We start from the raw sequence: 23,541 nt of genomic DNA on the forward strand, positions 1-23,541 counted from the left end.
TCCCGAGCAAGCTGGCAGAACGCCACAGTTTTGTGCCTCAAACCCTTATTTCAGGGCTTCGACGCTTCTTTTCGGAGCCTTGGTTTGGTTTTTGCATTTTCCTTGTATCAGCGTGTGCCTCAAGCGCGCGCCTTGCTCCAAAAGAGGTCCTGATGACCATCAGCGATGCACTGCACCGTTTGTTACTCGACAACCTGACCACCGCGACCATCCTGCTCAATGCCGACCTGCGCCTTGAGTACATGAACCCGGCGGCGGAGATGCTCCTGGCCATCAGCGGCCAGCGCAGCCATGGGCAGTTCATCAGCGAGCTGTTCACCGAGTCGGCCGAAGCCTTGAGCTCGTTGCGCCAGGCGGTGGAGCAGGCGCACCCGTTCACCAAGCGCGAAGCGATGCTGACGGCCCTGACCGGCCAGACCCTGACGGTCGACTACGCCGTGACCCCGATCCTGAGCAATGGCGCTACGCTGCTGCTGCTCGAAGTACACCCCCGCGACCGCCTGCTGCGCATCACCAAGGAAGAAGCGCAGTTGTCCAAACAGGAAACCAGCAAGATGCTGGTGCGCGGCCTGGCCCATGAGATCAAGAACCCCCTCGGCGGGATTCGCGGCGCGGCGCAGCTGCTGGCGCGCGAGCTGCCGGACGAGCACCTCAAGGACTACACCAACGTCATCATCGAAGAAGCCGACCGCCTGCGTAACCTGGTGGACCGCATGCTCGGCTCCAACAAGCTGCCGTCGCTGGCGATGACCAACGTGCATGAGGTACTCGAACGCGTTTGCCAACTGGTCGAGGCCGAAAGCCAGGGTTGCATCACCTTGGTGCGTGACTACGACCCGAGCATCCCGGATGTATTGATCGACCGCGAACAGATGATCCAGGCAGTGCTCAACATCGTGCGCAACGCCATGCAGGCCATCAGCAGCCAGAACGAGCTGCGCCTGGGCCGCATCACCCTGCGCACCCGCGCCCTGCGCCAGTTCACCATTGGCCATGTGCGCCATCGCCTGGTGACCAAGGTCGAGATCATCGACAACGGCCCAGGCATTCCTGCGGAACTTCAGGAAACCATTTTCTTTCCCATGGTCAGCGGCCGCCCGGACGGTACCGGGCTGGGCCTGGCCATTACCCAGAACATCATCAGCCAGCACCAGGGTCTGATCGAATGTGAGAGCCATCCTGGCCACACCACGTTCTCGATCTTTCTGCCTCTGGAACAAGGAGCCCCATCGACATGAGCCGTAGTGAAACTGTGTGGATCGTCGATGACGACCGTTCTATCCGCTGGGTCCTCGAGAAAGCCTTGCAACAGGAAGGCATGACCACCCAGAGCTTCGACAGCGCTGACGGGGTAATGAGCCGCCTGGCGCGCCAGCAGCCCGACGTGATCATCTCCGACATCCGCATGCCCGGCGCCAGCGGCCTGGACTTGCTCGCGCGCATCCGCGAGCAGCACCCGCGCCTGCCAGTGATCATCATGACCGCGCACTCGGACCTGGACAGCGCGGTGGCGTCCTATCAGGGCGGCGCCTTCGAATACCTGCCCAAGCCGTTCGACGTGGATGAAGCCGTCGCACTGGTCAAGCGCGCCAACCAGCACGCTCAGGAGCAACAGAACCAGGAAGCCCCGCCGGCCCTGACCCGCACCCCGGAAATCATCGGCGAAGCGCCGGCGATGCAGGAAGTGTTTCGCGCCATCGGGCGCTTGAGCCACTCCAACATCACCGTGCTGATCAACGGCGAGTCGGGCACCGGTAAAGAACTGGTGGCCCATGCCCTACACCGTCACAGCCCACGGGCGGCCTCGCCGTTCATCGCGCTGAACATGGCGGCGATCCCCAAGGACCTGATGGAGTCGGAGCTGTTCGGCCACGAGAAAGGCGCCTTCACCGGCGCTGCCAACCTGCGACGCGGGCGCTTTGAACAGGCGGACGGTGGCACGCTGTTCCTCGACGAAATCGGCGACATGCCGGCCGACACCCAGACCCGTCTGCTGCGCGTGCTGGCGGACGGCGAGTTCTACCGTGTGGGCGGGCATACGCCGGTCAAGGTCGACGTGCGTATCATCGCGGCGACCCACCAGAACCTGGAAACCCTGGTGCACGCGGGCAAATTCCGTGAGGACTTGTTTCACCGCCTCAACGTGATCCGTATCCACATCCCACGGATGTCGGACCGTCGTGAAGACATCCCCACCCTCGCCCGCCACTTCCTCAGCCGCGCCGCCCAGGAACTGGCGGTCGAACCCAAGCTGCTGAAAAGCGAGACCGAGGAATACCTCAAGAACCTGCCGTGGCCAGGCAACGTGCGCCAGCTGGAGAACACCTGCCGCTGGATCACGGTGATGGCATCCGGGCGCGAAGTGCATATCGGCGACCTGCCGCCGGAGTTGCTCAGCCTGCCGCAAGACTCGGCCCCCGTGACCAACTGGGAACAGGCGCTGCGCCAATGGGCCGACCAGGCCCTGGCACGCGGCCAGTCGAACCTGTTGGACAGCGCCGTGCCGGCCTTCGAGCGGATCATGATCGAGACCGCCCTCAAGCACACCGCCGGTCGCCGTCGCGACGCCGCCGTGCTGCTGGGCTGGGGCCGCAATACCCTGACGCGCAAGATCAAGGAACTGGGGATGAAGGTCGACGGTGGTGACGACGACGAGGGCGACGACGCCTGAATCTCAGGCCCACTGAAGAGCTAATGTGGGAGCAAGCCCCACACACATTTGGATCTGCACAAGGTTTGGCGACCATGCACCGCTTCAAGGCACCATGAACCGGCATCGGGCACGGCGCCAACCCCTGAAACCTCAGCCCCGCCGCCTGAAATCAGATAACCGAAAACACCAAAGCCCCGTATTCCGGGGCTTTGCGCTTTCTGGAGAATTTTTTCGGGACAAATTGGCAAGCCTGGCACGCGCCCTGCAATAACCCTTGCACAACCCAGTTTCGGGGACCTTGGTACAGGCAGGCCGAGAATCCCCTCTTTACACCCGGGGTGCTTGATGCGAACCGCGTCGCGCTCCACACCGCTTTGGGGAACCTTGGTACAGGCAGGCTGGGGATTCCCTCTTTAACACCGAAGCCACTGGCTTCACCCCGTTTTGGGAGCCCTGGTACAGGCAGGCCGGGAACTCCCTTCTTTACACCGGGGCTTATGGGGCACAGCGCCCATAGCCCAGCCCGTTTTGGGGACCTTGGTACAGGCAGGCCGGGGATTCCCTCTTTTATTCCTCCTGGAGATGGACCTCCAGCCGCCAGCGGCCATCGGCCTCCTCGCCCTTCCACTCCCCACGCAACGGCCGAGCCGCCACCAGGTTCAACAGCAAGCCCGCATCGGTCTTGCGCACGCGCCAGTTCACATCCTTGTCATTGACCTTGAGTTGCCCACCGGCGGACTTACCTTGCGCGCCGAACAACAGCGCCACGGTGCCGTCGATGTGCTCGCCGTGCAGCTTGGGTTCGCGGCTGAACCACACCCGCACACCGTCCTGCATTGTCTCCACCTGCTGCAATTCGACCGGATCCGGTGTGGTCAGGCGGCCGATCATCAAGCCCACCATCAGGCCGACAATCGCCAACGAGCCCATGACCTTCGGCATTAGCTTCGGCCTCGGGTCCTCTTCGGGGGTAGAATGCAGCGCATCTTTGCCTTCGGAGCCGTGCATGTTTCACGTCATCCTTTTTCAACCAGAAATTCCGCCGAATACCGGCAACGTTATCAGGCTGTGCGCCAACAGTGGCTGCCACCTGCACTTGATCGAGCCCCTGGGCTTCGACATGGACGACAAGCGACTGCGCCGCGCCGGGCTGGACTACCACGAGTATGCCACCCTGCAGCGCCACGCCGACCTGGCCAGTTGCCTGGAAAGCCTGGGCCACCCGCGGTTGTTCGCGTTCACCACCAAGGGTTCGCGGCCATTCCACGACGCCAGCTTCGCCGAAGGCGACGCCTTCCTGTTCGGCCCGGAAAGCCGCGGCCTGCCAGCCGAGGTGCTCGACGCCCTGCCCGACGGCCATCGCCTGCGTTTGCCGATGCGCGAGGGTTGCCGCAGCCTGAACCTGTCCAACACCGTGGCAGTCGCCGTCTACGAAGGCTGGCGCCAGCTCGGTTTCAAGTAACACGCATAACGAATGTGGGAGGGGGCTTGCTCCCGATGGCGGTGGTTCAGTCAAGTAGAGGTCGACTGACACACCGCCATCGGGAGCAAGCCCCCTCCCACATGGGGTCCTGCGTCAGGCTCGAGATTACTGAACCGTCGACGAACCTTCCTGTTGCATGCGCTGCAGCTCTTGAGCGTACAGGGCATCGAAGTTCACCGGAGCCAGCATCAGCGCCGGGAACGAGCCACGGGTAACCAGGCTGTCCAGGGCTTCACGGGCATACGGGAACAGGATGTTCGGGCAGAACGCACCCAGGGTGTGGCTCATGGACGCTTCGTCCAGGCCCTGGATCAGGAAGATGCCAGCCTGTTGCACTTCAGCGATGAAGGCCACTTCTTCGCCGTTCTTGACGGTAACCGACAGGGTCAGCACGACTTCGTGGAAGTCGCCTTCCAGTGGCTTTTGACGGGTATTCAGGTCCAGCGCGACGCTTGGGGTCCATTCCTGGCGGAAGATGGCCGGGCTTTTCGGCGCTTCGAACGACAGGTCACGCACGTAGATGCGCTGCAACGAGAATTGTGGGCCTTGAGCTTCTGCTGCTTCGGTGTTCTGTTGGTCAGTCATCTCAGATCCTTGATCTTGGGGTCTTTTAGGGGTTGGGAGTCAGACGAGCAGCAGCGCATCGAGTTTACCGGCGCGCTCCAGAGCGAACAGGTCATCGCATCCACCGACATGCTTGGCGCCGATCCAGATCTGCGGCACAGAGGTGCGCCCCGCCTTCTGGGCCATCTCGGCACGCACCTGGGGTTTGCCGTCGACCTTGATCTCTTCGAAGGCAACCCCCTTCTTCTCCAGCAAGGCCTTGGCCCGCATGCAGTAAGGGCAATAATCGCTGGAATATACGACAACCTGGCTCATATCACTTCACCAGCGGCAGGTTATCGGCGCGCCAGCTGCTGATACCACCCGACAGCTTGGCGGCGGTGAAGCCGGTCTTGAGCATTTCGCGGGCGTGGGTGCCGGAATGCTGGCCTTGGGCGTCGACCAGGATGATGGTCTTGGCCTTGTGTTTTTCCAGCTCGGCCAGGCGCGCGATCAGCTTGTCCTGCGGAATGTTGATGGCGCCGACGATATGGCCGGCGGCAAATTCCTTGCTCGGACGGATATCAACGACAACGGCCTCATCCTTGTTGACCAGCGCGGTCAGCTCCGACGTGCTCAGGCTGCGGCCACCACGGCTCAACTCATGAGCGATCAGCAGCGCCAGCAGGATGACGAAGGCACCCACGAGCAGGTAGTGGGCAGTGGCAAATGCAATCAGGTGATCAACCATCAAGGAGGTTCCAGGGCGTTAAAATGGCGGTAAGTATACACAGCCGCCAGGGGGGGCCAACCCCCGTAAAGCGGTGACGTGGTCGGAACTTCGCTTTAAACTGCCACTCCCTTTTCAATTGCCTTCCTTTATTACCGCCGCGAGAGGATCTATGACTACTACGCCTAAACCCCTGGTCCTGATAATTCTCGATGGCTTCGGACACAGTGAAAGCCACCACGACAACGCCGTGTACTCGGCCAACAAGCCCGTACTGGACCGTCTGACCGCCAGCCAACCCAACGGGCTGATCTCCGGTTCGGGCATGGACGTGGGCCTGCCGGATGGCCAGATGGGCAACTCGGAAGTCGGCCACATGAATCTCGGCGCCGGACGAGTGGTCTATCAAGACTTCACCCGTGTCACCAAATCGATCCGCGATGGCGAGTTCTTCGAGAACCCGACCCTCTGCGCGGCGGTAGATAAAGCAGTCGCCGCCGGCAAGGCCGTGCACATCATGGGCCTGCTGTCGGACGGTGGCGTCCACAGCCACCAGGACCACCTGGTCGCCATGGCCGAACTGGCATTCAAGCGCGGCGCCGACAAGATCTACCTGCACGCCTTCCTCGACGGCCGCGACACCCCGCCGAAAAGCGCGCAGTCGTCCATCGAGCTGCTGGACGCCACCTTCGCCGCCCTCGGCAAGGGCCGCATCGCCAGCCTGATAGGCCGTTACTTCGCCATGGACCGTGACAACCGCTGGGACCGCGTTGCCCAGGCCTACAACCTGATCGTCGACGGCCAGGCCGAATTCAACGCCGCCACCGCCCAGGACGGCCTGGAAGCCGCCTACGCCCGTGGCGAAAGCGATGAGTTCGTCAAGGCCACCACCATCGGCGCACCGGTGAAAGTCGAAGACGGCGACGCCGTGGTGTTCATGAACTTCCGCGCCGACCGTGCCCGCGAGCTGAGCCACGTGTTCGTGGACGCCGGCTTCAAGGACTTCGAACGCGCGCGCCAGCCGAAAGTCGAGTTCGTCATGCTCACCCAATACGCCGCCAACATCCCGGCCCCCTCGGCGTTCGCCCCGGGCAGCCTGGACAACGTGCTGGGCGATTACCTGGCGAAAAACGGCAAGACCCAACTGCGCATCGCCGAAACCGAGAAGTATGCCCACGTGACCTTCTTCTTCTCCGGCGGTCGCGAAGAGCCGTTCCCGGGCGAAGAACGCATCCTGATTCCATCGCCGAAAGTCGCCACCTACGACCTGCAGCCGGAAATGAGCGCGCCGCAAGTCACCGACAAGATCGTCGACGCCATCGACCACCAGCGCTATGACGTGATCGTGGTCAACTACGCCAACGGCGACATGGTCGGCCACAGCGGCAACCTGGCCGCTGCCATCAAGGCCGTGGAATGCCTGGACCAGTGCGTCGGTCGCATCGTCGAGGCCCTGGAAAAAGTCGGCGGCGAAGCGCTGATCACGGCCGACCACGGCAACTGCGAGCAGATGTCCGACGAATCCACCGGCCAGGCCCACACTGCCCACACCACCGAGCCGGTGCCGTTCATCTATGTCGGCAAGCGCAATTTCAAAGTGCGCAGCGGCGGCGTGCTGGCGGATGTGGCGCCGACCATGCTGATGTTGATGGGGCTGGAGAAGCCGAAAGAGATGACTGGGACTTCGATCCTGGTCTGATCTGACGCGCACCACAAAACCCAGGTGGGAGGGGGCCTGCTCCCACCCACCTGGGTTTTGTACCGTTTGGTAGATGTCTTTTTGCCATACCACCGCCACTCGGCACCTATCTTGCGTTCCCGCCCGAATTGGGCGTTTTTTTTGCGGCGCTTGGCGGGCATACTAGGCCGTCCATTTCCCTGGTGTCGCCCGCCTCTATGCTTCGCGCCTTGATTACCCTTGCTCTTGTCTGCCTGCTCCAACCGGCATTCGCCGATGAGCGCGCACAAACCCAACAACAGTTGGACGCTACGCGTCAGGACATTGCCGAGCTGAAAAAACTGCTGGGCAAGCTCCAGGAAGAAAAATCCGGGGTGCAGAAAGACCTGCGCGGCACGGAAACCGAAATGGGCAAGCTGGAGAAGCAGGTCCAGGAGCTACAGAAAGAACTAAAGAAGAGCGAGTCGGAACTGGAGCGACTCGACGCTGAGAAAAAAAAACTCCAGAGCGCACGCGTTGAACAGCAACGCCTGATCGCGATCCAGGCCCGCGCCGCCTACCAGAACGGCCGCCAGGAATACCTCAAGCTGCTGCTCAACCAGCAGAACCCGGAAAAATTCGCGCGCACCCTGACCTACTACGATTACTTGAGCAAGGCCCGCCTGGAGCAATTGAAAGGCTTCAACGAAACCCTGCGCCAGTTGGCCAACGTCGAACAGGAAATCGCCAACCAGCAGTCACAGTTGCAGGATCAGAAAAGCAGCCTCGACGCCCAGCGCGACGAGTTGGACAAAGTCCGCAAGGAACGCCAATTGGCCCTGGCCAAGCTCAATGACGACGTGAAGGCCCGCGACGCCAAGCTGCAGGCCCGCGAGCAAGACCAGGCCGACCTGGCCAAAGTCCTCAAGACCATCGAAGAAACCCTGGCCCGCCAGGCACGCGAGGCGGAAGAAGCACGGCAGAAAGCGCTGATCGCCCAGCAGGAAGCGGAAAAAAAGCGTCAGCGTGAGGCCGAACTGGCCGCCACCAGCGACGCTCCGGTACCGCGTAAACCGGTGCATGCAGCCCCTGGCCCGCTGGTTTCCAGCGCCGGCGAGTCGTTCGGCGGCCCTTTTGCTTCAGCCCGCGGCAAACTTCCATGGCCGGTTGATGGTCGATTACTGGCACGCTTCGGTGAAACCCGTGGCGATGACACCCGCGCCAAGTGGGATGGGGTGATGATCAGCGCCGCCGCCGGCAGCCAGGTCCACGCCGTCCATGGTGGCCGCGTGGTGTTTGCCGATTGGCTGCGGGGCGCCGGTTTATTGGTGATTCTCGATCACGGCAATGGCTATTTGAGCCTTTACGGCCACAATCAGACTTTGCTCAAGTCGGCAGGTGATGTTGTAAAAGCCGGTGAATCCATCTCCACTGTCGGTAACAGTGGTGGCCAGGACACCCCGGCGCTGTACTTCGCTATTCGTCAGCAGGGTCGCCCGAGCGATCCCGCACAATGGTGCCGTTCCCAAGGATAGGGCCGCATCTACATTAGGAGTTCGTTCGACATGCTGCATTTGTCCCGCCTCACTTCGCTGGCCCTGACGATCGCCCTGGTGATCGGCGCGCCTCTGGCTTTCGCCGACCAGGCCGCTCCAGCTGCACCCGCCGCCACGGCCGCGACCACCAAGGCACCGTTGCCGCTGGAAGAGCTGCGCACCTTTGCCGAGGTGATGGACCGGATCAAGGCAGCCTACGTCGAACCCGTAGACGACAAGACCCTGCTGGAAAATGCCATCAAGGGCATGCTCAGCAACCTCGACCCGCACTCCGCCTACCTGGGCCCGGAAGATTTTGCCGAGCTGCAGGAAAGCACCAGCGGCGAATTCGGCGGCCTGGGCATTGAAGTCGGCTCCGAGGACGGCAATATCAAGGTCGTCTCGCCGATCGACGACACCCCGGCGTCCAAGGCTGGCATTCAGGCCGGCGACTTTATCGTCAAGATCAACGGCCAGCCGACCCGCGGCCAGTCCATGACCGAAGCCGTGGACAAGATGCGCGGCAAGATCGGCCAGAAAATCACCCTGACCCTGGTGCGCGACGGCGGCAGCCCGTTTGACGTGACGCTCACCCGCGCGACCATCACGGTCAAGAGCGTGAAGAGCCAGTTGCTGGAGTCGGGCTACGGCTACATCCGTATCACCCAGTTCCAGGTCAAGACCGGCGACGAAGTGGCCAAGGCCCTGGCCAAGCTGCGCAAGGACAACGGCAAGAAACTCAACGGCATCGTGCTCGACCTGCGTAACAACCCAGGCGGCGTGCTGCAGTCGGCGGTGGAAGTGGTCGACCACTTCATCACCAAAGGCCTGATCGTCTACACCAAGGGCCGTATCGCCAACTCCGAGCTTCGCTTCTCGGCCACCGGCAACGACCTCAGCGAGAACGTGCCGCTGGCCGTGCTGATCAACGGCGGCAGCGCCTCGGCGTCGGAAATCGTCGCCGGCGCCCTGCAGGACCAGAAACGCGGCGTGCTGATGGGCACCACCAGTTTCGGCAAAGGCTCGGTGCAAACCGTGTTGCCGCTGAACAACGATCGCGCGCTGAAGATCACCACCGCGCTGTACTACACGCCCAACGGTCGCTCGATCCAGGCCCAGGGCATTGTCCCGGACATCGAAGTGCGCAAGGCCAAGATCACCAACGAGGTCGACAGCGAGTACTACAAAGAAGCCGACCTGCAAGGTCACCTGGGCAATGGCAACGGCGGCGCCGACCAACCGAGCGGCAGCGGCACCAAAGCCAAGCCAATGCCGCAGGACGATGACTACCAGTTGGCCCAGGCGCTGAGCCTGCTCAAAGGCCTGAGCATCACGCGCAGCCGCTGATATGCGTTTTGCCCTGCTCATCGCTGTGCTGTGCAGCCTGGCAGGGGTCGCCCACGCGACTCCTGTCGGCGAATCCCACAAAGCCTACCTGACCCTGATCATCGACGACCTCGGGCAAAACCTGCCCCGGGACCGTCGCGTGCTGGCCCTGCCCGGCCCGGTGACCACGGCGATCATGCCCGACACGCCCCACGCCGCCGAATTCGCCCGCGAAGCGCACAAGGCCGGCAAGATCGTGATCCTGCACATGCCCATGGACCCCGCCACCGGCCCATTCGCCTGGCACCCCGAGTTGCCCATCGAAGAACTCGACAAGCGCCTGGACGCTGCGTTCAAGGCCGTGCCCTACACCGCCGGCATCAACAACCACATGGGCAGCCGCATGACCGCGCAGCCACAAGCCATGGCCTGGTTGATGGCCGAGCTGCAACGGCGCAACAAGTTCTTTGTGGACAGCCGCACCAGCGCGCAAACCGTGGCCGCCGCCGAGGCGCAGAAGATCGGTCTGGCCAGCGTGTCGCGAGATGTGTTCCTCGATGACGAACGCACCGAAGCGGCGATCACCACCCAGCTGCAAACCGCGATCAAACTGGCCCACAAACAAGGCTCGGCGGTGATGATCGGCCATCCTTATCCACAGACCCTGGCAGTGCTGGAGCGCGAGTTGCCCAAACTCAAGGCCCAGGGTGTCGACTGGATCGATATCAAGCTGATGATCAGCGTGCGCAGCAACCAGGCCATGAACGGCCATGGCAAAAATGGTCTCTACCGCTAGATAGCTACCACTCTCGCTTCGTGAACTCCTGAATAGTGATCTCGTATCGTTCAACTATTCAGGATGACCATGAACACCACCCGCTCCATTCTTCCAGGATTGCTGCTGAGCGCCCTGCCCGCCTGCCTTGTCGCCGCCCCCCGGCGGCTCCGACATTCTCGCGCTGACCGCCCCGGATGGCACACCTTGCACCTCGCCGCCTGCACCCAGCAGTCTTCTCAGGAGTTGATCGGGCAGCCATTTGCCTGGCGATTCACCCTCAAAAACCAGTGCAAAAGCCGGTGAAGATCTGCACCTACACATTCGATCAGGCCGACCAGCCGTCCACGTTGCGGGTTGATTTGCTCAAACCACGCTAACCCCCCCTTTTTCGAACAAACATGGAGAACCACACATGGAATCAATAAAATTTGGCAACCTGTTGATCAACTTTACGACAGAGTTCAATTGGATCTGGGACAACAAGGGCTCGCCCAATGCATCCCCCGTTGGCTTTTGGCGACCCGTACCGTCCGCCGATTTTCTGACAGATTATTTCCCGCTCGGCGACTACGCTGTTGCCGGACACCACAACATCAACAAGAAAATCGTCATGGCCGTGGTGTGTGAAGCCCCCCCCACAAACCGAAGACGATCGCATCAACGGCAAAGCACTCATGCCTCCCGATGAGTTTGAACGGGTTTGGGATGACAAAGGCTCAAAAGCCTACTCGGACGGTTCCATATGGCGCCCCATTCCACCCTCCGGTTACGTAGCCATGGGGCTTGTCGCGTCCCGCGGTTACGACAGACCTTCACGTAACTCAGTTCGTTGCGTAAGAGCAGACCTGGTGATCGCCTCCTACATCAACGAGCTGATCTGGAACAACAAACGCAGCCCCGCCAAACTTGACTTCAGCGCCTGGAGCATCAGCCCTCCAGGGGCTGCCGCAGGCGAGGTGTACCTGTCGCCAGGAACCTTCGTCGGGGCCGCCAGCTATACAAAACCATCGATGCACATTGCCGCTTATTCATTGCGCATGCAGATACCTCTTCATACGGCCTACCCGCCTCCAGCCCCGGCACTCTCAGGAGATCGGCAACCTGCACCCTTTGAAAAGGCCGTAGTCTCCAATATCTCGAAACTGGCCTGGTTCACCGTTAAAGACCCCAACCTCTCTGCCCTTGAGCAACTGCGTACGTCCCCCACGTACCGCTTGGAAAGACTGGATAAATACGTACTGGTGGGGTTTGGTCATAACAAGAGTTCTCTTAACCAGTCATTCAAATGGACAGCCACCCGCGGACAAAACGGTAGCAGCCTTAAAACACTCACCCACACCACTGGCATCGAGATTGGCACCGAATGGGGTTTCAACGTATGGGGGGCGTCGGGCAAGGTCTCGGCAAAACTGAGCGGTGGCTTCACCCATACTCAAACGAGCTCCGAAGGGTGGACCACTTCAACAGCGTTTGAGATCAATGCCACGGTTCCAGCACACAAGGCTGTTGCCGTCTATCTGGTGCAAAGCGACTACAAGCTGCTGCGGGAAAACGGTACTCAAGTGGCAACAGACATCAGTTACACCGATGGCGACAACGTGTATTGGAGCGAATATCCACCGGCAAGGGAGTGTGAGGTCACCTGCAAACCACTGCCAGCACCTGGCTCATAAACGGCTAGAGGTAGCGCCCCATGATCTCGTCCACCACGCCCTCTTTGCGCAGTTGATCCAGCGCTGCCTGCAGTTTGGCGACGATGTCGTCGGAGACGTCCTTGTTCAACGCGAGATAGAGCTGGGCACTGTTGAAGCGCAGCACGGTCTTGAGCCCGCTCACACCGACCTGGCGCGCAAGATAACGCCCGGCCGGGTCGCCCGTGGCCCACAGGTCGATCTGACCATCCATGAGTTTTTGCGCGTTGTCCTGGTCACGTAACACCACCAGCGGCTTGAGCCCCTGTTTCTCCAGGGTTTCGGCGATGGCATCGCCTTTATAGGCGCCAATCCTGTAGTGGCGCGCCTGGTCGAGGTCGGCGAGCTGGATCTTGCTGTCGGCCTTGGCCAGCATCACCCAGTCGTCCGGGCCGATGGGGCCGACCCATTTGAACAATGCTTCGCGATCCGGCAGGCGCGCCATCACGAATACGCCATAGCCGGGTTTTTCCAGGGCGAGTTTGTAGATTCGCTCCCAAGGAAAACGCAGGGTGAGGTTGTAGGAAATGCCGGCACGCTGGAAGGTTTCGCGCACGATGTCCACGGCGATACCTTCGATGTTTTCTTCCTTGGCGAAGTTCTTGCCGTTTTTCGCCATGTTGTAGGGCGGGAAATTTTCCGTCAGTAACACCAGGGAGGCGTCGGACGATTCTTCGGCATGGGCCGAACCCGTCAATAGGAAGGAAGTACTGGTCAGCGCGAGCAGCAGGTGTTTGAACATGAAAGTTACCGGAATCCATGGCAAGCGCAGAGAGTGCCGCGCACTTGCCATGGTGTCCAGCAGCGTTTAGCGAACGACGATACCGCGCGCCGCCATGTAGGCCTTGGCCTCGGGAACGGTGTATTCGCCAAAGTGGAAAATGCTCGCTGCCAGCACTGCGCTGGCATGGCCTTCGATCACGCCGTCGGCCAGGTGCTGCAGGTTGCCGACACCGCCGGACGCGATCACCGGAATGCCCAGCGCATCACTGATGGCGCGGGTCACGCCGAGGTCGAAGCCGTTTTTCATGCCGTCCTGGTCCATGCTGGTCAGCAGGATTTCACCGGCCCCCAGGCCTTCCATCTTCATCGCCCACTCCACCGCGTCCAGGCCGGTCGGCTTGCGTCCGCCGTGGGTGAAGATCTCCCAGCGCGGGGGTTCGCCGGGGCCGGAGACTTTCTTGGCGTCGATGGCGACCACGATGCACTGCGAGCCGAAGTGCTGCGCGGCTTCGCCGACGAACTCCGGGTTGAACACCGCGGCGGTGTTGATCGAAACCTTGTCCGCGCCGGCATTGAGCAGGTTGCGGATGTCTTGCACGGTGCGCACGCCACCGCCCACGGTCAGCGGGATGAACACCTGGCTGGCCATGCGCTCGACGGTATGCAGCGTGGTGTCGCGGCCGTCGACGCTGGCGGTGATGTCGAGAAAGGTAATCTCGTCGGCACCTTGCTCATCATAGCGACGTGCGATTTCCACCGGGTCGCCGGCGTCGCGGATGTTCTCGAACTTGACGCCCTTGACCACGCGACCGTTGTCGACGTCCAGGCAAGGGATGATGCGTTTGGCCAGCGCCATGGTCAGTCCTCAGCCGTTGTAGGCATCGCAGTAAGCCTGGGCTTCGGCGACGTCCAGGGTACCTTCGTAGATCGCGCGGCCGGTGATAGCGCCGATGATCCCAGGGGCCCGGGCGTCCAGCAGCGACTTGATATCGCCCAGGTTGTGAATACCGCCGGACGCGATCACCGGGATCCTGGTCGCAGCGGCCAGCGCGGCGGTGAACGGTACGTTGCAGCCCTGCATCATGCCGTCTTTGGCGATGTCGGTATAAACGATGGCGGACACACCGTCGGCCTCGAACTGCTTGGCCAGGTCGATCACCTGCACGGTGCTGATTTCTGCCCAGCCGTCGGTGGCGACGAAACCGTCCTTGGCGTCCAGGCCGACGATCACTTTACCGGGGAACGCGCGGCAGGCTTCGGCAACGAAAGCTGGGTCTTTCACGGCCTTGGTGCCGATGATCACGTAGCTCACGCCAGCCTTGACGTAGTGCTCGATGGTTTCCAGGGAGCGGATACCGCCGCCGATCTGGATCGGCAGGTTGGGGTAGCGCTTGGCGATCGCGGTGACCACTTCGCCGTTGACCGGCTGGCCTTCGAACGCGCCGTTCAAGTCCACCAGATGCAGACGACGGCAACCACCTTCCACCCATTTGGCGGCCATGCTCACCGGGTCATCGGAGAACACCGTGGAATCTTCCATACGGCCTTGGCGCAGGCGTACGCAGGCGCCGTCCTTGAGATCGATAGCGGGGATAATCAACATCTGGCAAACCTTATTCGATATTCAGCAATGCTTGGGAAATCAGGGTTTCTCAAGCGACCACAGGTCGCTTTCGATGCTTTCGAACCTTTCTTTAAGGAGCGTCTGCGTATCGAAAATCGCCCTGTTGTAATAGTGCGGAGCCACTTCGGTGGTGAACAACTCAAGAATCTCGGCCACCTCGAACGAACCCAGCTTGAGTTCGAACCGGTCTTCCATGAAGCGCTTGATCTTGTCGGTGGCCTCACGCTCCTGTTCGGGCGCGAGGTTCAGGATCGGCAACTTCGGCTTCCTGGCCATTTACCAGCGACCGTCCCACGCGGCGAAGTTCTGCAGCAATTGCAGGCCATGGGTATGGCTTTTCTCCGGGTGGAACTGCACGGCAAAGCGCGAACCATCGGCCAGCGCGGCGGCGAAATCGACGCCGTAGTGCCCGCCACCCACCACCTGGCGCGGGTTACCGGCGGCGATGTAGTAGCTGTGTACGAAGTAGAAACGCGCCATGTCCGGGATGTCGTGCCACAGCGGGTGATCCACTGCCTGGCTGACCTCGTTCCAGCCCATGTGCGGGACTTTCAGGTGTTCGCCGTCTTCATGCAGGTCTTTGCCGAAGAACTTCACTTCGCCGGGAAACAGGCCGATGCAGTCGACGCCGTCGTTCTCTTCGCTGCGGTCGAGCAAGGCTTGCATGCCCACGCAGATGCCGAGGAACGGGCGGTCCTGGCTGACTTCGCGCACCAGGCTGTCAAAGCCCAGGCGACGGATTTCGGCCATGCAATCGCGAATCGCGCCCACACCGGGGAACACCACGCGGTCGGCTTCGCGAATCACCTTGGCATCGCTGGTGATCAGCACCTTGCCGGCCCCTACGTGCTCGAGGGCCTTGGCCACCGAGTGCAGGTTACCCATGCCGTAATCGATAACCGCGACCGTCTGCATTACAGCACGCCCTTGGTCGATGGCATTTGCCCGGCCATGCGCTCATCAAGCTCCACGGCCATGCGCAGGGCGCGGCCGAAAGCCTTGAACACGGTTTCGATCTGGTGGTGGGTGTTGGTGCCGCGCAGGTTGTCGATGTGCAGGCTGACCAGGGCGTGGTTGACGAAGCCCTGGAAGAATTCCTGGAACAGGTCGACATCGAAGCCGCCCACGGTGGCGCGGGTGTAGGGTACGTGCATCTGCAGGCCGGGACGGCCAGAGAAGTCGATGACCACTCGCGACAGTGCTTCGTCCAGCGGGACATAGGCGTGGCCGTAGCGACGGATGCCTTTCTTGTCGCCGATGGCCTTGGCAAAGGCCTGGCCCAAGGTGATGCCCACGTCTTCCACCGTGTGGTGGTCGTCGATGTGCAGGTCGCCCTTGCAGACGATATCCAGGTCGATCAGCCCGTGACGGGCGATCTGGTCCAGCATGTGCTCAAGAAAAGGTACACCGATATCAAATCGGGCCTTTCCGGTGCCATCCAGGTTGATCGAGGCTTTGATCTGGGTTTCCAGAGTGTCGCGCTCGACAGACGCCTTACGTTCGGCCATCACCAGCTCCGCAAAATCATTGGGCGAAAAAGGCAGCCATTATAGGGGCGTGGGCGCTAAACAGAAACATCGGAGGGGATAAGACTGACGAGTTGAAGCGAGCGCCCCAGAATGGTGCGCCCGCCTGCATTCAACTCAGTGGAACAGTACCGCCGTCTTCTGCAGGGTCACCCACACACCCCACGCCAACGGAATACCCACCACCAGCCACGCGGCGATGGCCAACGGCACTGTGCCGGGCGCTGCTTTCCACTCCAGGGAAGTGGTGGCATCAGCGCCTTTGTCATGGCCCAGCGCCTGCTCGGCGGCGAGCTCCGCGTCGGTCATGAAGTACTTCTCGGCCACCGGGCGTACCAGCATGTTGCAGATGAAACCCAGCACCAGCAGACCGGCGAGGATGTACAAGGTGATGTCATAGGCCGCGGCACGTTCGACACCGATGCTCAACTGGTACTCACGCAGGTAGTTCACCAGCACCGGGCCCAGCACGCCCGCCGCCGCCCAGGCAGTCAGCAGGCGACCGTGGATCGCGCCCACCATCTGGGTGCCGAACAGGTCGGCCAGATAGGCCGGAACGGTCGCAAAACCGCCGCCGTACATCGACAGGATGATGCAGAACGCCGCCACGAACAGCGCCACGTTGCCCAGGTGTCCCAGGTTCGGGATCAACGCGTACAGGGCGAAACCCAGGGCGAAGAACACGAAGTAGGTGTTTTTACGGCCCAGGTAGTCGGAGAACGACGCCCAGAAGAACCGGCCACCGATGTTGAACAGACTCAACAGACCGGTGAAGCCGGCGGCGATGGCAGCGATGGACGCCAACTGACCGGCGTCCAGTTGGCCGAACGGCACATCCACACCCAGCAGCTTGCCGCCGAACACTTCCTGCAGCAGCGGCGACGCCATGCCCAGGATGCCGATACCGGCGGACACGTTCAGGCACAGCACCAGCCACACCAGACGGAACTGCGGAGTCTTCCATGCCACGTTCACGTGCACGTGACGGTGGGTGATCATCGCATTGCTGGCTTTTTTCGCCGGCGCGGTCCAGCCCTCAGGCTTCCAGCCGGTGGGCGGCACGCGGTACGAGAGTGCGCCGCCGATCATGAACACGAAGTAAATCGCCGCCATCACCAGGAAACTCTGCCAGACGCCCACGCTGGTCGGCGTGGCAAAGTGACCCATCAACGCTGCGGCCAGGGGTGCGCCCACCATCGCGCCGCCGCCGAAGCCCATGATCGCCATGCCGGTGGCCATGCCGCGCTTGTCCGGAAACCACTTGATCAGGGTCGAGACGGGCGAGATGTAGCCCAGGCCCAGGCCGATACCGCCGATGACCCCGGAGCCGATCCACATCAGCCAGATCTGGTGCGTATAGACACCCAACGCCGAGATCAACAAGCCGCCGCACCAGCACAACGCCGACACGACACCGGCCTTGCGTGGCCCGGCATGCTCCAGCCAGCCGCCCCAGATCGCGGCCGAGCAGCCCAGGAAGATGAAGAACAGGGTGTAGATCCAGCCCAGCATGGAGATGGGCCAGTCGCATTGCGACGAAAAGACTTGAGCGATAAAGCCCATGTCCGGCGCACAGGCCAGTGGTTTGGTGATCCCCAGCGCTTTGGACAGTGGCAGCCAGAACACGGAGAAACCGTAGGCCATGCCGATACACAGGTGAATGGCCAAGGCGGCCGGCGGAACCAGCCAGCGGTTGAAACCTGGCTTGGCGATGATGCGTTCCTTGGACAGGAACGCAGGCTGTACAGCAGGATGACCTGCCATAGTGCTAGTGTTCATTGGTGTTTCCCCCAGTTATTAGTATGTGTCCGTCAGGCGCTCTCTCCCTCGGCCTTGCACGCAGAGCGTGGCCGTTTTGTTGAGTAAAGCTCCATCTGAGGCGCGACCTTAAGTCGCAGAAGGCGGACGAACCGGCGAAGATTAGCATCTGTAAGTGACAGAAAAACCAAAATGACATCACCTTTTTATTTTCTGACGCCAAAATCCTGCTCCGCTCGCGCTGGATACATTGTAACGATCCGTGAACTGACGCCGGCCATCGGACGCTATACTCTGCGGCTAAATTTTGAAATCGACATACAAGGACTCGCCCATGAAAGCGTTCGGCAAAATCCTGGGTCTGGTACTTCTCGGGCTGTTGCTGATCATTGTGGCTCTCGGCTTTGCCCTGACCCATCTCTTCGATCCCAACGACTATAAAGACGAGATTCGCCAGATTGCCCGCGACAAGGCCCACATCGAGCTGACGCTCAATGGCGATATCGGTTGGAGCCTGTTCCCCTGGCTCGGTCTTGAACTGCACGAAGCCAGCGTCGCCACCCTGACCAACCCGACCCAACCCTTCGCCGACCTGCAGATGCTCGGCCTGTCGGTGCGCGTGCTGCCGCTGCTGCGCCGCGAAGTGCAGATGAGCGATGTGCGTGTCGAAGGCCTCAACCTGCGCCTCAACCGTGACAAGCAAGGCCACGGCAACTGGGAAGACATCGGCAAGAACGCGCCGGTGGCCGCCGCCGATACGCCAAGCCCCGCGGAGCAACCTGCCGAGCAAGAAGCGGAAAAGCCGCCAAAACCGATCCGCCTGGATATCGACAGCCTGACCATCAACAACGCCCGCGTCGAATACAACGATGAGCAGACCGGCAAGCAATTCAGCGCCGAAAGCATCCAGCTGAGTGCCGGCGCGGTGCACGAAGGCGCCAGCATCCCGGTGAAGCTCACCGCATTCTTCGGCAGCAACCAGCCGGTGATGCGCGTCAAGACCGAACTCAACGGCAACCTGCGCATCCAGCACGCCCTCAAGCGCTACCAGTTCGAAGACATGAGGATCACCGGCGAGGCCACGGGCGAACCGCTGCAAGGCAAGACCGTGACCTTCTCCACCCAGGGCCAGTTGCTGGTGGATCAGGCGGCCAATATCGCCGAATGGACCAACCTGAAACTCTCGGCCAACCAACTGCGCGCCCTGGGCGAACTGAAGATCAACAACCTGGACAAGACCCCGCAACTGAACGGCGCGCTGTCCATCGCGCAGTTCGACCTGGCCAAGTTCCTCGACAGCGTCGGCAACCCACTGCCGCCGATGGCCGAGGGCAGCCTGAGCAAAGTCGAGCTGGTCAGCCGCCTCCAGGGCACCCCCACCCGCCTGGCGCTGGAAGACCTGACCCTGAAACTCGACGGCAGCACCTTTACCGGTCGCGTCGCCGTGGACGACTTCGCCAAACAGTCGCTGCGGGTGCAGCTCAAGGGCGACACCTTCAACGCCGACAACTACCTGCCGGCCAAGTCCGAATCCGCCAAGGGCGCAACCGCCGCACGCCAGGCCGAAGTGCAGAACAGCGAAGCGGGCGCCATGGCCGCCGGCGGCACCACACCGTTGCCGGACGCGCCGACCAAAGGCGCCTGGAGCACCGACAAATTGCTGCCACTGGCGCGCCTGCGTACGCTGGACATCAACGCTGACCTCGCCTTCGGCGAATTGACCCTGGGCAAGCTGCCGATCCAGAACGCCGCGCTCAAAGCGTCCGGCCTCGACGGCCAGCTCAAACTCGACACCCTCAGCGGCGGTCTCTACAACGGTACGTTCCAGGCCAACGGCACACTCGATGTCCGCCAGGACATCCCGGTACTGGCGCTGCAAAGCCGTATCAAGCAAGTGCCGGTCGAACGCATCCTGCAAGCCCAGGGGCAAACCCCGCCGGTCAAAGGCCAGATCACCCTCGACAGCAACCTCAGCGGACGCGGCAACAGCCAGAAAGCCCTGATCGACAGCCTCAACGGCACCGCCAGCTTCGCGATCAATAACGGCGTGCTGCTCAACGCCAACCTTGAGCAGCAACTGTGCACCGGTATCGCCCTGCTCAACCGCAAGACCCTGAGCAGCGAACCGCGGGGCAAGGACACACCGTTCCAGGAATTGAAGGGCAACCTGACGTTCCGCAACGGCGTGGCCAACAACCCCGACCTGAAAGTGCGTATTCCAGGCCTGACGGTCAACGGCAACGGCGACATCGACCTGCGCGTGCTGGGCATGGATTACCGCGTCGGCATCATCGTCGAAGGCGACCAGCGCGAAGTGCCAGACCCGGCCTGCCAGGTGGGTTCCAACTTCCAGGGCATCGAAATCCCGCTGCGCTGCCGTGGCCCGCTGGAACTGGGGGCCAAGGCCTGCCGCCTGGACAAGGACGGTCTTGGCCAGGTCGCGATCAAGGCCGCCGGCAACCGCCTCAACGAGAAGCTGGAAGAGAAGCTCGACAAGGTCAATCCACAATTGAAAGACGCGTTGAAAGGCCTGTTCAAACGATGAGAAACGAGCAGTTTTCAGAGGCGGTACTGAACTGGTACGACCGCCACGGTCGCCACGACCTGCCCTGGCAACAGGGCATCACGCCTTACCGGGTGTGGGTCTCGGAAATCATGCTGCAACAAACCCAGGTGAGCACCGTGCTCAATTACTTCGACCGGTTCATGGCCTCCTTGCCGACCGTCGAAGCCCTGGCCGCCGCCCCGAAGACGAAGTGCTGCACCTGTGGACCGGCCTGGGGTATTACACCCGGGCGCGCAACCTGCAAAAGACCGCGAAGATTGTCGTGGCCGAATACGGTGGCGAGCTCCCCAGGGACGTCGAGAAACTCACCGGACTGCCCGGCATCGGCCTGTCCACCGCCGGCGCGATCGCCAGCCTGAGCATGGGCCTGCGCGCACCGATCCTCGACGGCAACGTCAAGCGCGTGCTGGCGCGCTTTACCGCCCAAGAGGGCTACCCCGGCGAACCCAAGGTGGCCAAGCAGCTGTGGGCCACCGCAGAGCGCTTCACACCCCATGATCGCGTCAACGCCTACACCCAGGCGATGATGGACATGGGCGCGACCCTCTGCACCCGCAGCAAGCCCAGTTGCCTGCTGTGTCCGCTGGAAAAGAGCTGCGAAGCCCACATGCTCGGCCTGGAGACACGCTACCCGATCCCCAAGCCGCGCAAGACCATCCCCCAGAAGCGCACGCTGATGCCGCTGCTGGCCAATGCCGAAGGCGCGATTCTGCTTTACCGCCGCCCATCCACCGGCCTGTGGGGCGGTTTGTGGAGCCTGCCGGAGCTGGACGGCCTGGAAGATCTCGAACACCTCGCCCACCAGCACGCCCTGGCACTGGGCAAGCAACAGGAACTGCCAGGGCTGATCCACACCTTCAGCCACTTCCAACTGGCCATCGAACCCTGGCTGGTGCAGGTCGAGGAATCGGCCCACCACGTGGCCGAGGCCGACTGGCTCTGGTATAACCTCGCCACCCCGCCGCGCCTGGGCCTTGCCGCCCCGGTCAAGAAACTGCTCAAGCGCGCGGCCGAAGCATTGAACGCAGGAGTTCCGTCATGACCCGCACCATCATCTGCCGCAAATACCACGAAGAATTACCCGCACTGGAACGCGCTCCGTTCCCGGGCGCCAAGGGCCAGGACATTTACGACAACGTCTCCGCCAAGGCCTGGGGCGACTGGCAGAAACACCAGACCCTGCTGATCAACGAAAAACGCCTGAACATGATGAACGCCGAAGACCGCAAATACCTGCAGGGCGAGATGGACAAGTTCTTTTCCGGCGAGGATTACGCCAAGGCCGAAGGCTACGTACCACCTGCTCAATAATTGATCAAAAACCGGGCTCGGCACGTAAGCGACGGTAATAATTAAATTTTTTTTGAAAACTTGCTTGACGACCCCCTGAAAAACCCGTTTAATGCGCCCCGTTGCCCAGATAGCTCAGTCGGTAGAGCAGGGGATTGAAAATCCCCGTGTCGGCGGTTCGATTCCGTCTCTGGGCACCACCTTTCGTTTTCAGGTGATGCCAAGCACACCCGGAAACACACAAAAAGCCCGCCTCGTGCGGGCTTTTTGCTTTCTATGGTTCCCCACCGTTCCCTTGTAAGCCCAAACAGATGTGAGTAGATTCGTGAGTAGATCCAGTTCGGTCTAAAAATCTACTCACACCACGTCGGCAGAACGCCCGCCTGGTGCGGCCTGCAAGGGGGCTGCTTTGCCACTGTCAGATACCACCATCCGTACCGCCAAGCCCAAGGACAAGCTTTATCGCCTGACCGATGCCAACGGTCTATGCCTTGAAGTCACCCCTACGGGCTCAAAACTCTGGCGCTACCGCTACCGCTTCAACGGTAGCGCGAAGATGCTGGCTCTCGGCACGTACCCAGCTGTAACGCTGCTCAAAGCCCGCCAGATGCGCGATGAGAGCCGTCAGATGCTGATTGAAGGCGTTGACCCCGGCGAGCAGAAGAAAGCCACCAAGCAAGCGCAGAAGGTCGAAGGGATCACGTTCGAAACGCTTGCACGTGAGTGGTTCGCCTATAACGCGCCGCGCTGGGCAGAAAGCACCACCTACAAAGCCAAGCTTTATCTGGAGAACGATCTGATCCCCGGTATTGGATCACGGGCTCTGAAATCTATTACCCGACCAGAACTGGTAGAGCTTGTTCGCAAGGTCGAAGCTAGAGGCACGTTGAATGCCGCTGGCAAGATTCGCCAATGGCTTCACCAGATCTTTCGCTACGGCCTAGCCAAGGGCGTCGTTGATGCGAACCCTGCCACCGATCTGAGTGTGGTCGCAGCGCCAGCAAAGGCAGCTCGGCACCATCCACACGTGCCTTTCGCTGAGCTGCCGGAGCTTTTGAGCAAGTGCGAAGCCGCGAACGTCCACACCCTGACGCGCCACGCGATCAAACTTTTGGTACTGACAGCAGTTCGTCCGGGCGAACTGCGTCAAGCGCCATGGGCTGAGTTCGACCTGGACAACGCCACCTGGACAATCCCGAAAGAACGGATGAAGGCCCGCCGCCCTCACATCGTCCCTCTGCCCGACCAAGCGGTAGCCATCCTGCACCAACTTCAAGAGATTACAGGACGTTATTCGCTGGTGTTCGCTGGTGCCAATCCCCAAAGACCCATGAGCGAAAACACAGTCAACAAGGCTTTGCGCCAGATGGGCTACGAAGGGCGACAGACCGGCCACGGATTCCGCCACTTGCTCAGTACCGAATTGAACGGGCGCGGGTACAACAAGGACTGGATCGAACGGCAACTCGCTCACGGTGATACCGATGAGATCCGCGGGACTTACAACCATGCCGCCTACGTGCCGCAACGTAGAGAGATGATGCAAGCATGGGCCGACTCGATCGATGCCATATGCGCTAGCGCGGACATAGTGAGTATTCAGCTGCGAGCCTAAACATTGGCTGGCCTATACAAATTGAGACTTAGGCCAGGGAGAC

Annotated in this window: 24 protein-coding genes, 1 tRNA gene and 1 pseudogene; 15 read left to right on the plus strand and 11 right to left on the minus strand. The window is 61.4% G+C overall.

Annotated features, from left to right (window positions below; genetic code table 11):
• Positions 1-152: 152 nt before the first annotated feature.
• Both glnL and ntrC read left to right on the plus strand, forming a co-directional pair.
• Positions 153-1,238: a nitrogen regulation protein NR(II) gene (gene glnL, locus BLR63_RS20850; protein ID WP_010563144.1), complete on the plus strand. Its 1,086-nt coding sequence runs from the start codon at positions 153-155 to the stop codon at positions 1,236-1,238.
• Complete coding sequence (gene ntrC / locus BLR63_RS20855; RefSeq protein WP_010563143.1) at positions 1,235-2,671, plus strand: nitrogen regulation protein NR(I); 1,437 nt, start codon at positions 1,235-1,237, stop codon at positions 2,669-2,671. Before glnL ends, ntrC begins: the two co-directional genes overlap by 4 nt.
• Before the next feature lie 549 nt (positions 2,672-3,220).
• On the opposite strand, the gene BLR63_RS20865 is transcribed toward ntrC, so the two are convergent.
• Positions 3,221-3,661: a hypothetical protein gene (locus tag BLR63_RS20865; RefSeq protein ID WP_010563142.1), complete on the minus strand. Its 441-nt coding sequence runs from the start codon at positions 3,659-3,661 to the stop codon at positions 3,221-3,223.
• Between BLR63_RS20865 and BLR63_RS20870 the strand changes: the two genes are divergently transcribed.
• Positions 3,660-4,115 carry a tRNA (cytidine(34)-2'-O)-methyltransferase gene (locus BLR63_RS20870; RefSeq protein WP_010563141.1) on the plus strand — a complete coding sequence of 152 codons (456 nt, stop codon included), beginning with the start codon at positions 3,660-3,662 and terminating at the stop codon, positions 4,113-4,115. The two genes, BLR63_RS20865 and BLR63_RS20870, sit on opposite strands and share 2 nt — an antisense overlap.
• Before the next feature lie 126 nt (positions 4,116-4,241).
• On the opposite strand, the gene secB is transcribed toward BLR63_RS20870, so the two are convergent.
• The 3 genes from secB to BLR63_RS20885 are packed head-to-tail and all read right to left on the minus strand — an operon-like array spanning position 4,242 to position 5,430.
• The gene (gene secB, locus BLR63_RS20875; protein ID WP_010563140.1) at positions 4,242-4,721 is read right to left on the minus strand and encodes a protein-export chaperone SecB; all 480 of its coding nucleotides are present in this window, start codon (positions 4,719-4,721) and stop codon (positions 4,242-4,244) included.
• A gap of 39 nt (positions 4,722-4,760) precedes the next feature.
• Complete coding sequence (gene grxC / locus BLR63_RS20880) at positions 4,761-5,015, minus strand: glutaredoxin 3 (protein ID WP_010563139.1); 255 nt, start codon at positions 5,013-5,015, stop codon at positions 4,761-4,763.
• A gap of 1 nt (position 5,016) precedes the next feature.
• Positions 5,017-5,430, minus strand: coding sequence for a rhodanese-like domain-containing protein (locus tag BLR63_RS20885; RefSeq protein WP_010563138.1), 414 nt, complete (start codon positions 5,428-5,430; stop codon positions 5,017-5,019).
• 151 nt (positions 5,431-5,581) lie between these two features.
• Here BLR63_RS20885 and gpmI point away from each other — a divergent pair, with 151 nt between their 5' ends.
• From gpmI to BLR63_RS20910, 7 genes are all read left to right on the plus strand, one after another.
• The gene (gene gpmI / locus BLR63_RS20890) at positions 5,582-7,108 is read left to right on the plus strand and encodes a 2,3-bisphosphoglycerate-independent phosphoglycerate mutase (protein WP_010563137.1); all 1,527 of its coding nucleotides are present in this window, start codon (positions 5,582-5,584) and stop codon (positions 7,106-7,108) included.
• Positions 7,109-7,305: 197 nt separating this feature from the next.
• A complete protein-coding gene (locus tag BLR63_RS20895; RefSeq protein ID WP_010563136.1) occupies positions 7,306-8,601 on the plus strand; it encodes a murein hydrolase activator EnvC family protein in 1,296 nt (431 codons plus the stop codon).
• Positions 8,602-8,631: 30 nt separating this feature from the next.
• Positions 8,632-9,948 carry a S41 family peptidase gene (locus tag BLR63_RS20900; RefSeq protein WP_010563135.1) on the plus strand — a complete coding sequence of 439 codons (1,317 nt, stop codon included), beginning with the start codon at positions 8,632-8,634 and terminating at the stop codon, positions 9,946-9,948.
• Between the two features lies 1 nt (position 9,949).
• A complete protein-coding gene (locus BLR63_RS20905; protein WP_010563134.1) occupies positions 9,950-10,723 on the plus strand; it encodes a divergent polysaccharide deacetylase family protein in 774 nt (257 codons plus the stop codon).
• Positions 10,724-10,792: 69 nt separating this feature from the next.
• Positions 10,793-11,008, plus strand: a complete 216-nt coding sequence (locus BLR63_RS31545; RefSeq protein ID WP_162097524.1) for a hypothetical protein — start codon at positions 10,793-10,795, stop codon at positions 11,006-11,008.
• A gap of 109 nt (positions 11,009-11,117) precedes the next feature.
• Entirely contained in the window at positions 11,118-11,393 is a 276-nt protein-coding gene (locus BLR63_RS31310; RefSeq protein WP_130926035.1) for a hypothetical protein, read from the plus strand.
• Positions 11,380-12,378 (plus strand): Vps62-related protein, encoded by a 999-nt coding sequence (locus tag BLR63_RS20910; protein WP_081480339.1) that lies wholly within the window; start codon positions 11,380-11,382, stop codon positions 12,376-12,378. The genes BLR63_RS31310 and BLR63_RS20910 overlap by 14 nt, the downstream gene beginning before the upstream one ends.
• Positions 12,379-12,382: 4 nt before the next feature.
• On the opposite strand, the gene BLR63_RS20915 is transcribed toward BLR63_RS20910, so the two are convergent.
• The 7 genes from BLR63_RS20915 to BLR63_RS20945 form a co-directional block, all read right to left on the minus strand.
• On the minus strand, positions 12,383-13,138 hold the full coding sequence (locus BLR63_RS20915) for a substrate-binding periplasmic protein (RefSeq protein ID WP_010563132.1): 756 nt from the start codon (positions 13,136-13,138) through the stop codon (positions 12,383-12,385).
• A 66-nt stretch (positions 13,139-13,204) separates the two neighbouring features.
• A complete protein-coding gene (gene hisF, locus BLR63_RS20920; RefSeq protein WP_010563131.1) occupies positions 13,205-13,975 on the minus strand; it encodes an imidazole glycerol phosphate synthase subunit HisF in 771 nt (256 codons plus the stop codon).
• A gap of 9 nt (positions 13,976-13,984) precedes the next feature.
• On the minus strand, positions 13,985-14,722 hold the full coding sequence (hisA, locus tag BLR63_RS20925; RefSeq protein WP_010563130.1) for a 1-(5-phosphoribosyl)-5-[(5-phosphoribosylamino)methylideneamino]imidazole-4-carboxamide isomerase: 738 nt from the start codon (positions 14,720-14,722) through the stop codon (positions 13,985-13,987).
• A gap of 39 nt (positions 14,723-14,761) precedes the next feature.
• On the minus strand, positions 14,762-15,019 hold the full coding sequence (locus tag BLR63_RS20930) for a DUF2164 domain-containing protein (RefSeq protein WP_010563129.1): 258 nt from the start codon (positions 15,017-15,019) through the stop codon (positions 14,762-14,764).
• Positions 15,020-15,658: an imidazole glycerol phosphate synthase subunit HisH gene (hisH, locus tag BLR63_RS20935; protein ID WP_010563128.1), complete on the minus strand. Its 639-nt coding sequence runs from the start codon at positions 15,656-15,658 to the stop codon at positions 15,020-15,022.
• Positions 15,658-16,251, minus strand: a complete 594-nt coding sequence (hisB, locus tag BLR63_RS20940) for an imidazoleglycerol-phosphate dehydratase HisB (protein WP_010563127.1) — start codon at positions 16,249-16,251, stop codon at positions 15,658-15,660. Before hisB ends, hisH begins: the two co-directional genes overlap by 1 nt.
• Positions 16,252-16,386: 135 nt before the next feature.
• Positions 16,387-18,048, minus strand: coding sequence for an OFA family MFS transporter (locus BLR63_RS20945; protein ID WP_042946467.1), 1,662 nt, complete (start codon positions 18,046-18,048; stop codon positions 16,387-16,389).
• 313 nt (positions 18,049-18,361) lie between these two features.
• Between BLR63_RS20945 and BLR63_RS20950 the strand changes: the two genes are divergently transcribed.
• From BLR63_RS20950 to BLR63_RS20970, 5 genes and pseudogenes are all read left to right on the plus strand, one after another.
• Entirely contained in the window at positions 18,362-20,572 is a 2,211-nt protein-coding gene (locus tag BLR63_RS20950; protein ID WP_010563125.1) for an AsmA family protein, read from the plus strand.
• A pseudogene (gene mutY / locus BLR63_RS20955) lies at positions 20,569-21,635 on the plus strand (A/G-specific adenine glycosylase). Before BLR63_RS20950 ends, mutY begins: the two are co-directional and overlap by 4 nt.
• Positions 21,632-21,904: an oxidative damage protection protein gene (locus BLR63_RS20960; protein WP_010563123.1), complete on the plus strand. Its 273-nt coding sequence runs from the start codon at positions 21,632-21,634 to the stop codon at positions 21,902-21,904. Before mutY ends, BLR63_RS20960 begins: the two are co-directional and overlap by 4 nt.
• 103 nt (positions 21,905-22,007) lie before the next feature.
• Positions 22,008-22,083, plus strand: a tRNA-Phe gene (locus tag BLR63_RS20965).
• 209 nt (positions 22,084-22,292) lie between these two features.
• Positions 22,293-23,498, plus strand: coding sequence for a tyrosine-type recombinase/integrase (locus tag BLR63_RS20970; protein ID WP_010563122.1), 1,206 nt, complete (start codon positions 22,293-22,295; stop codon positions 23,496-23,498).
• Positions 23,499-23,541 lie beyond the last annotated feature (43 nt).

Origin of the sequence: Pseudomonas extremaustralis (assembly GCF_900102035.1) — a bacterium.
Taxonomy (GTDB): Bacteria; Pseudomonadota; Gammaproteobacteria; order Pseudomonadales; family Pseudomonadaceae; genus Aquipseudomonas; species Aquipseudomonas extremaustralis.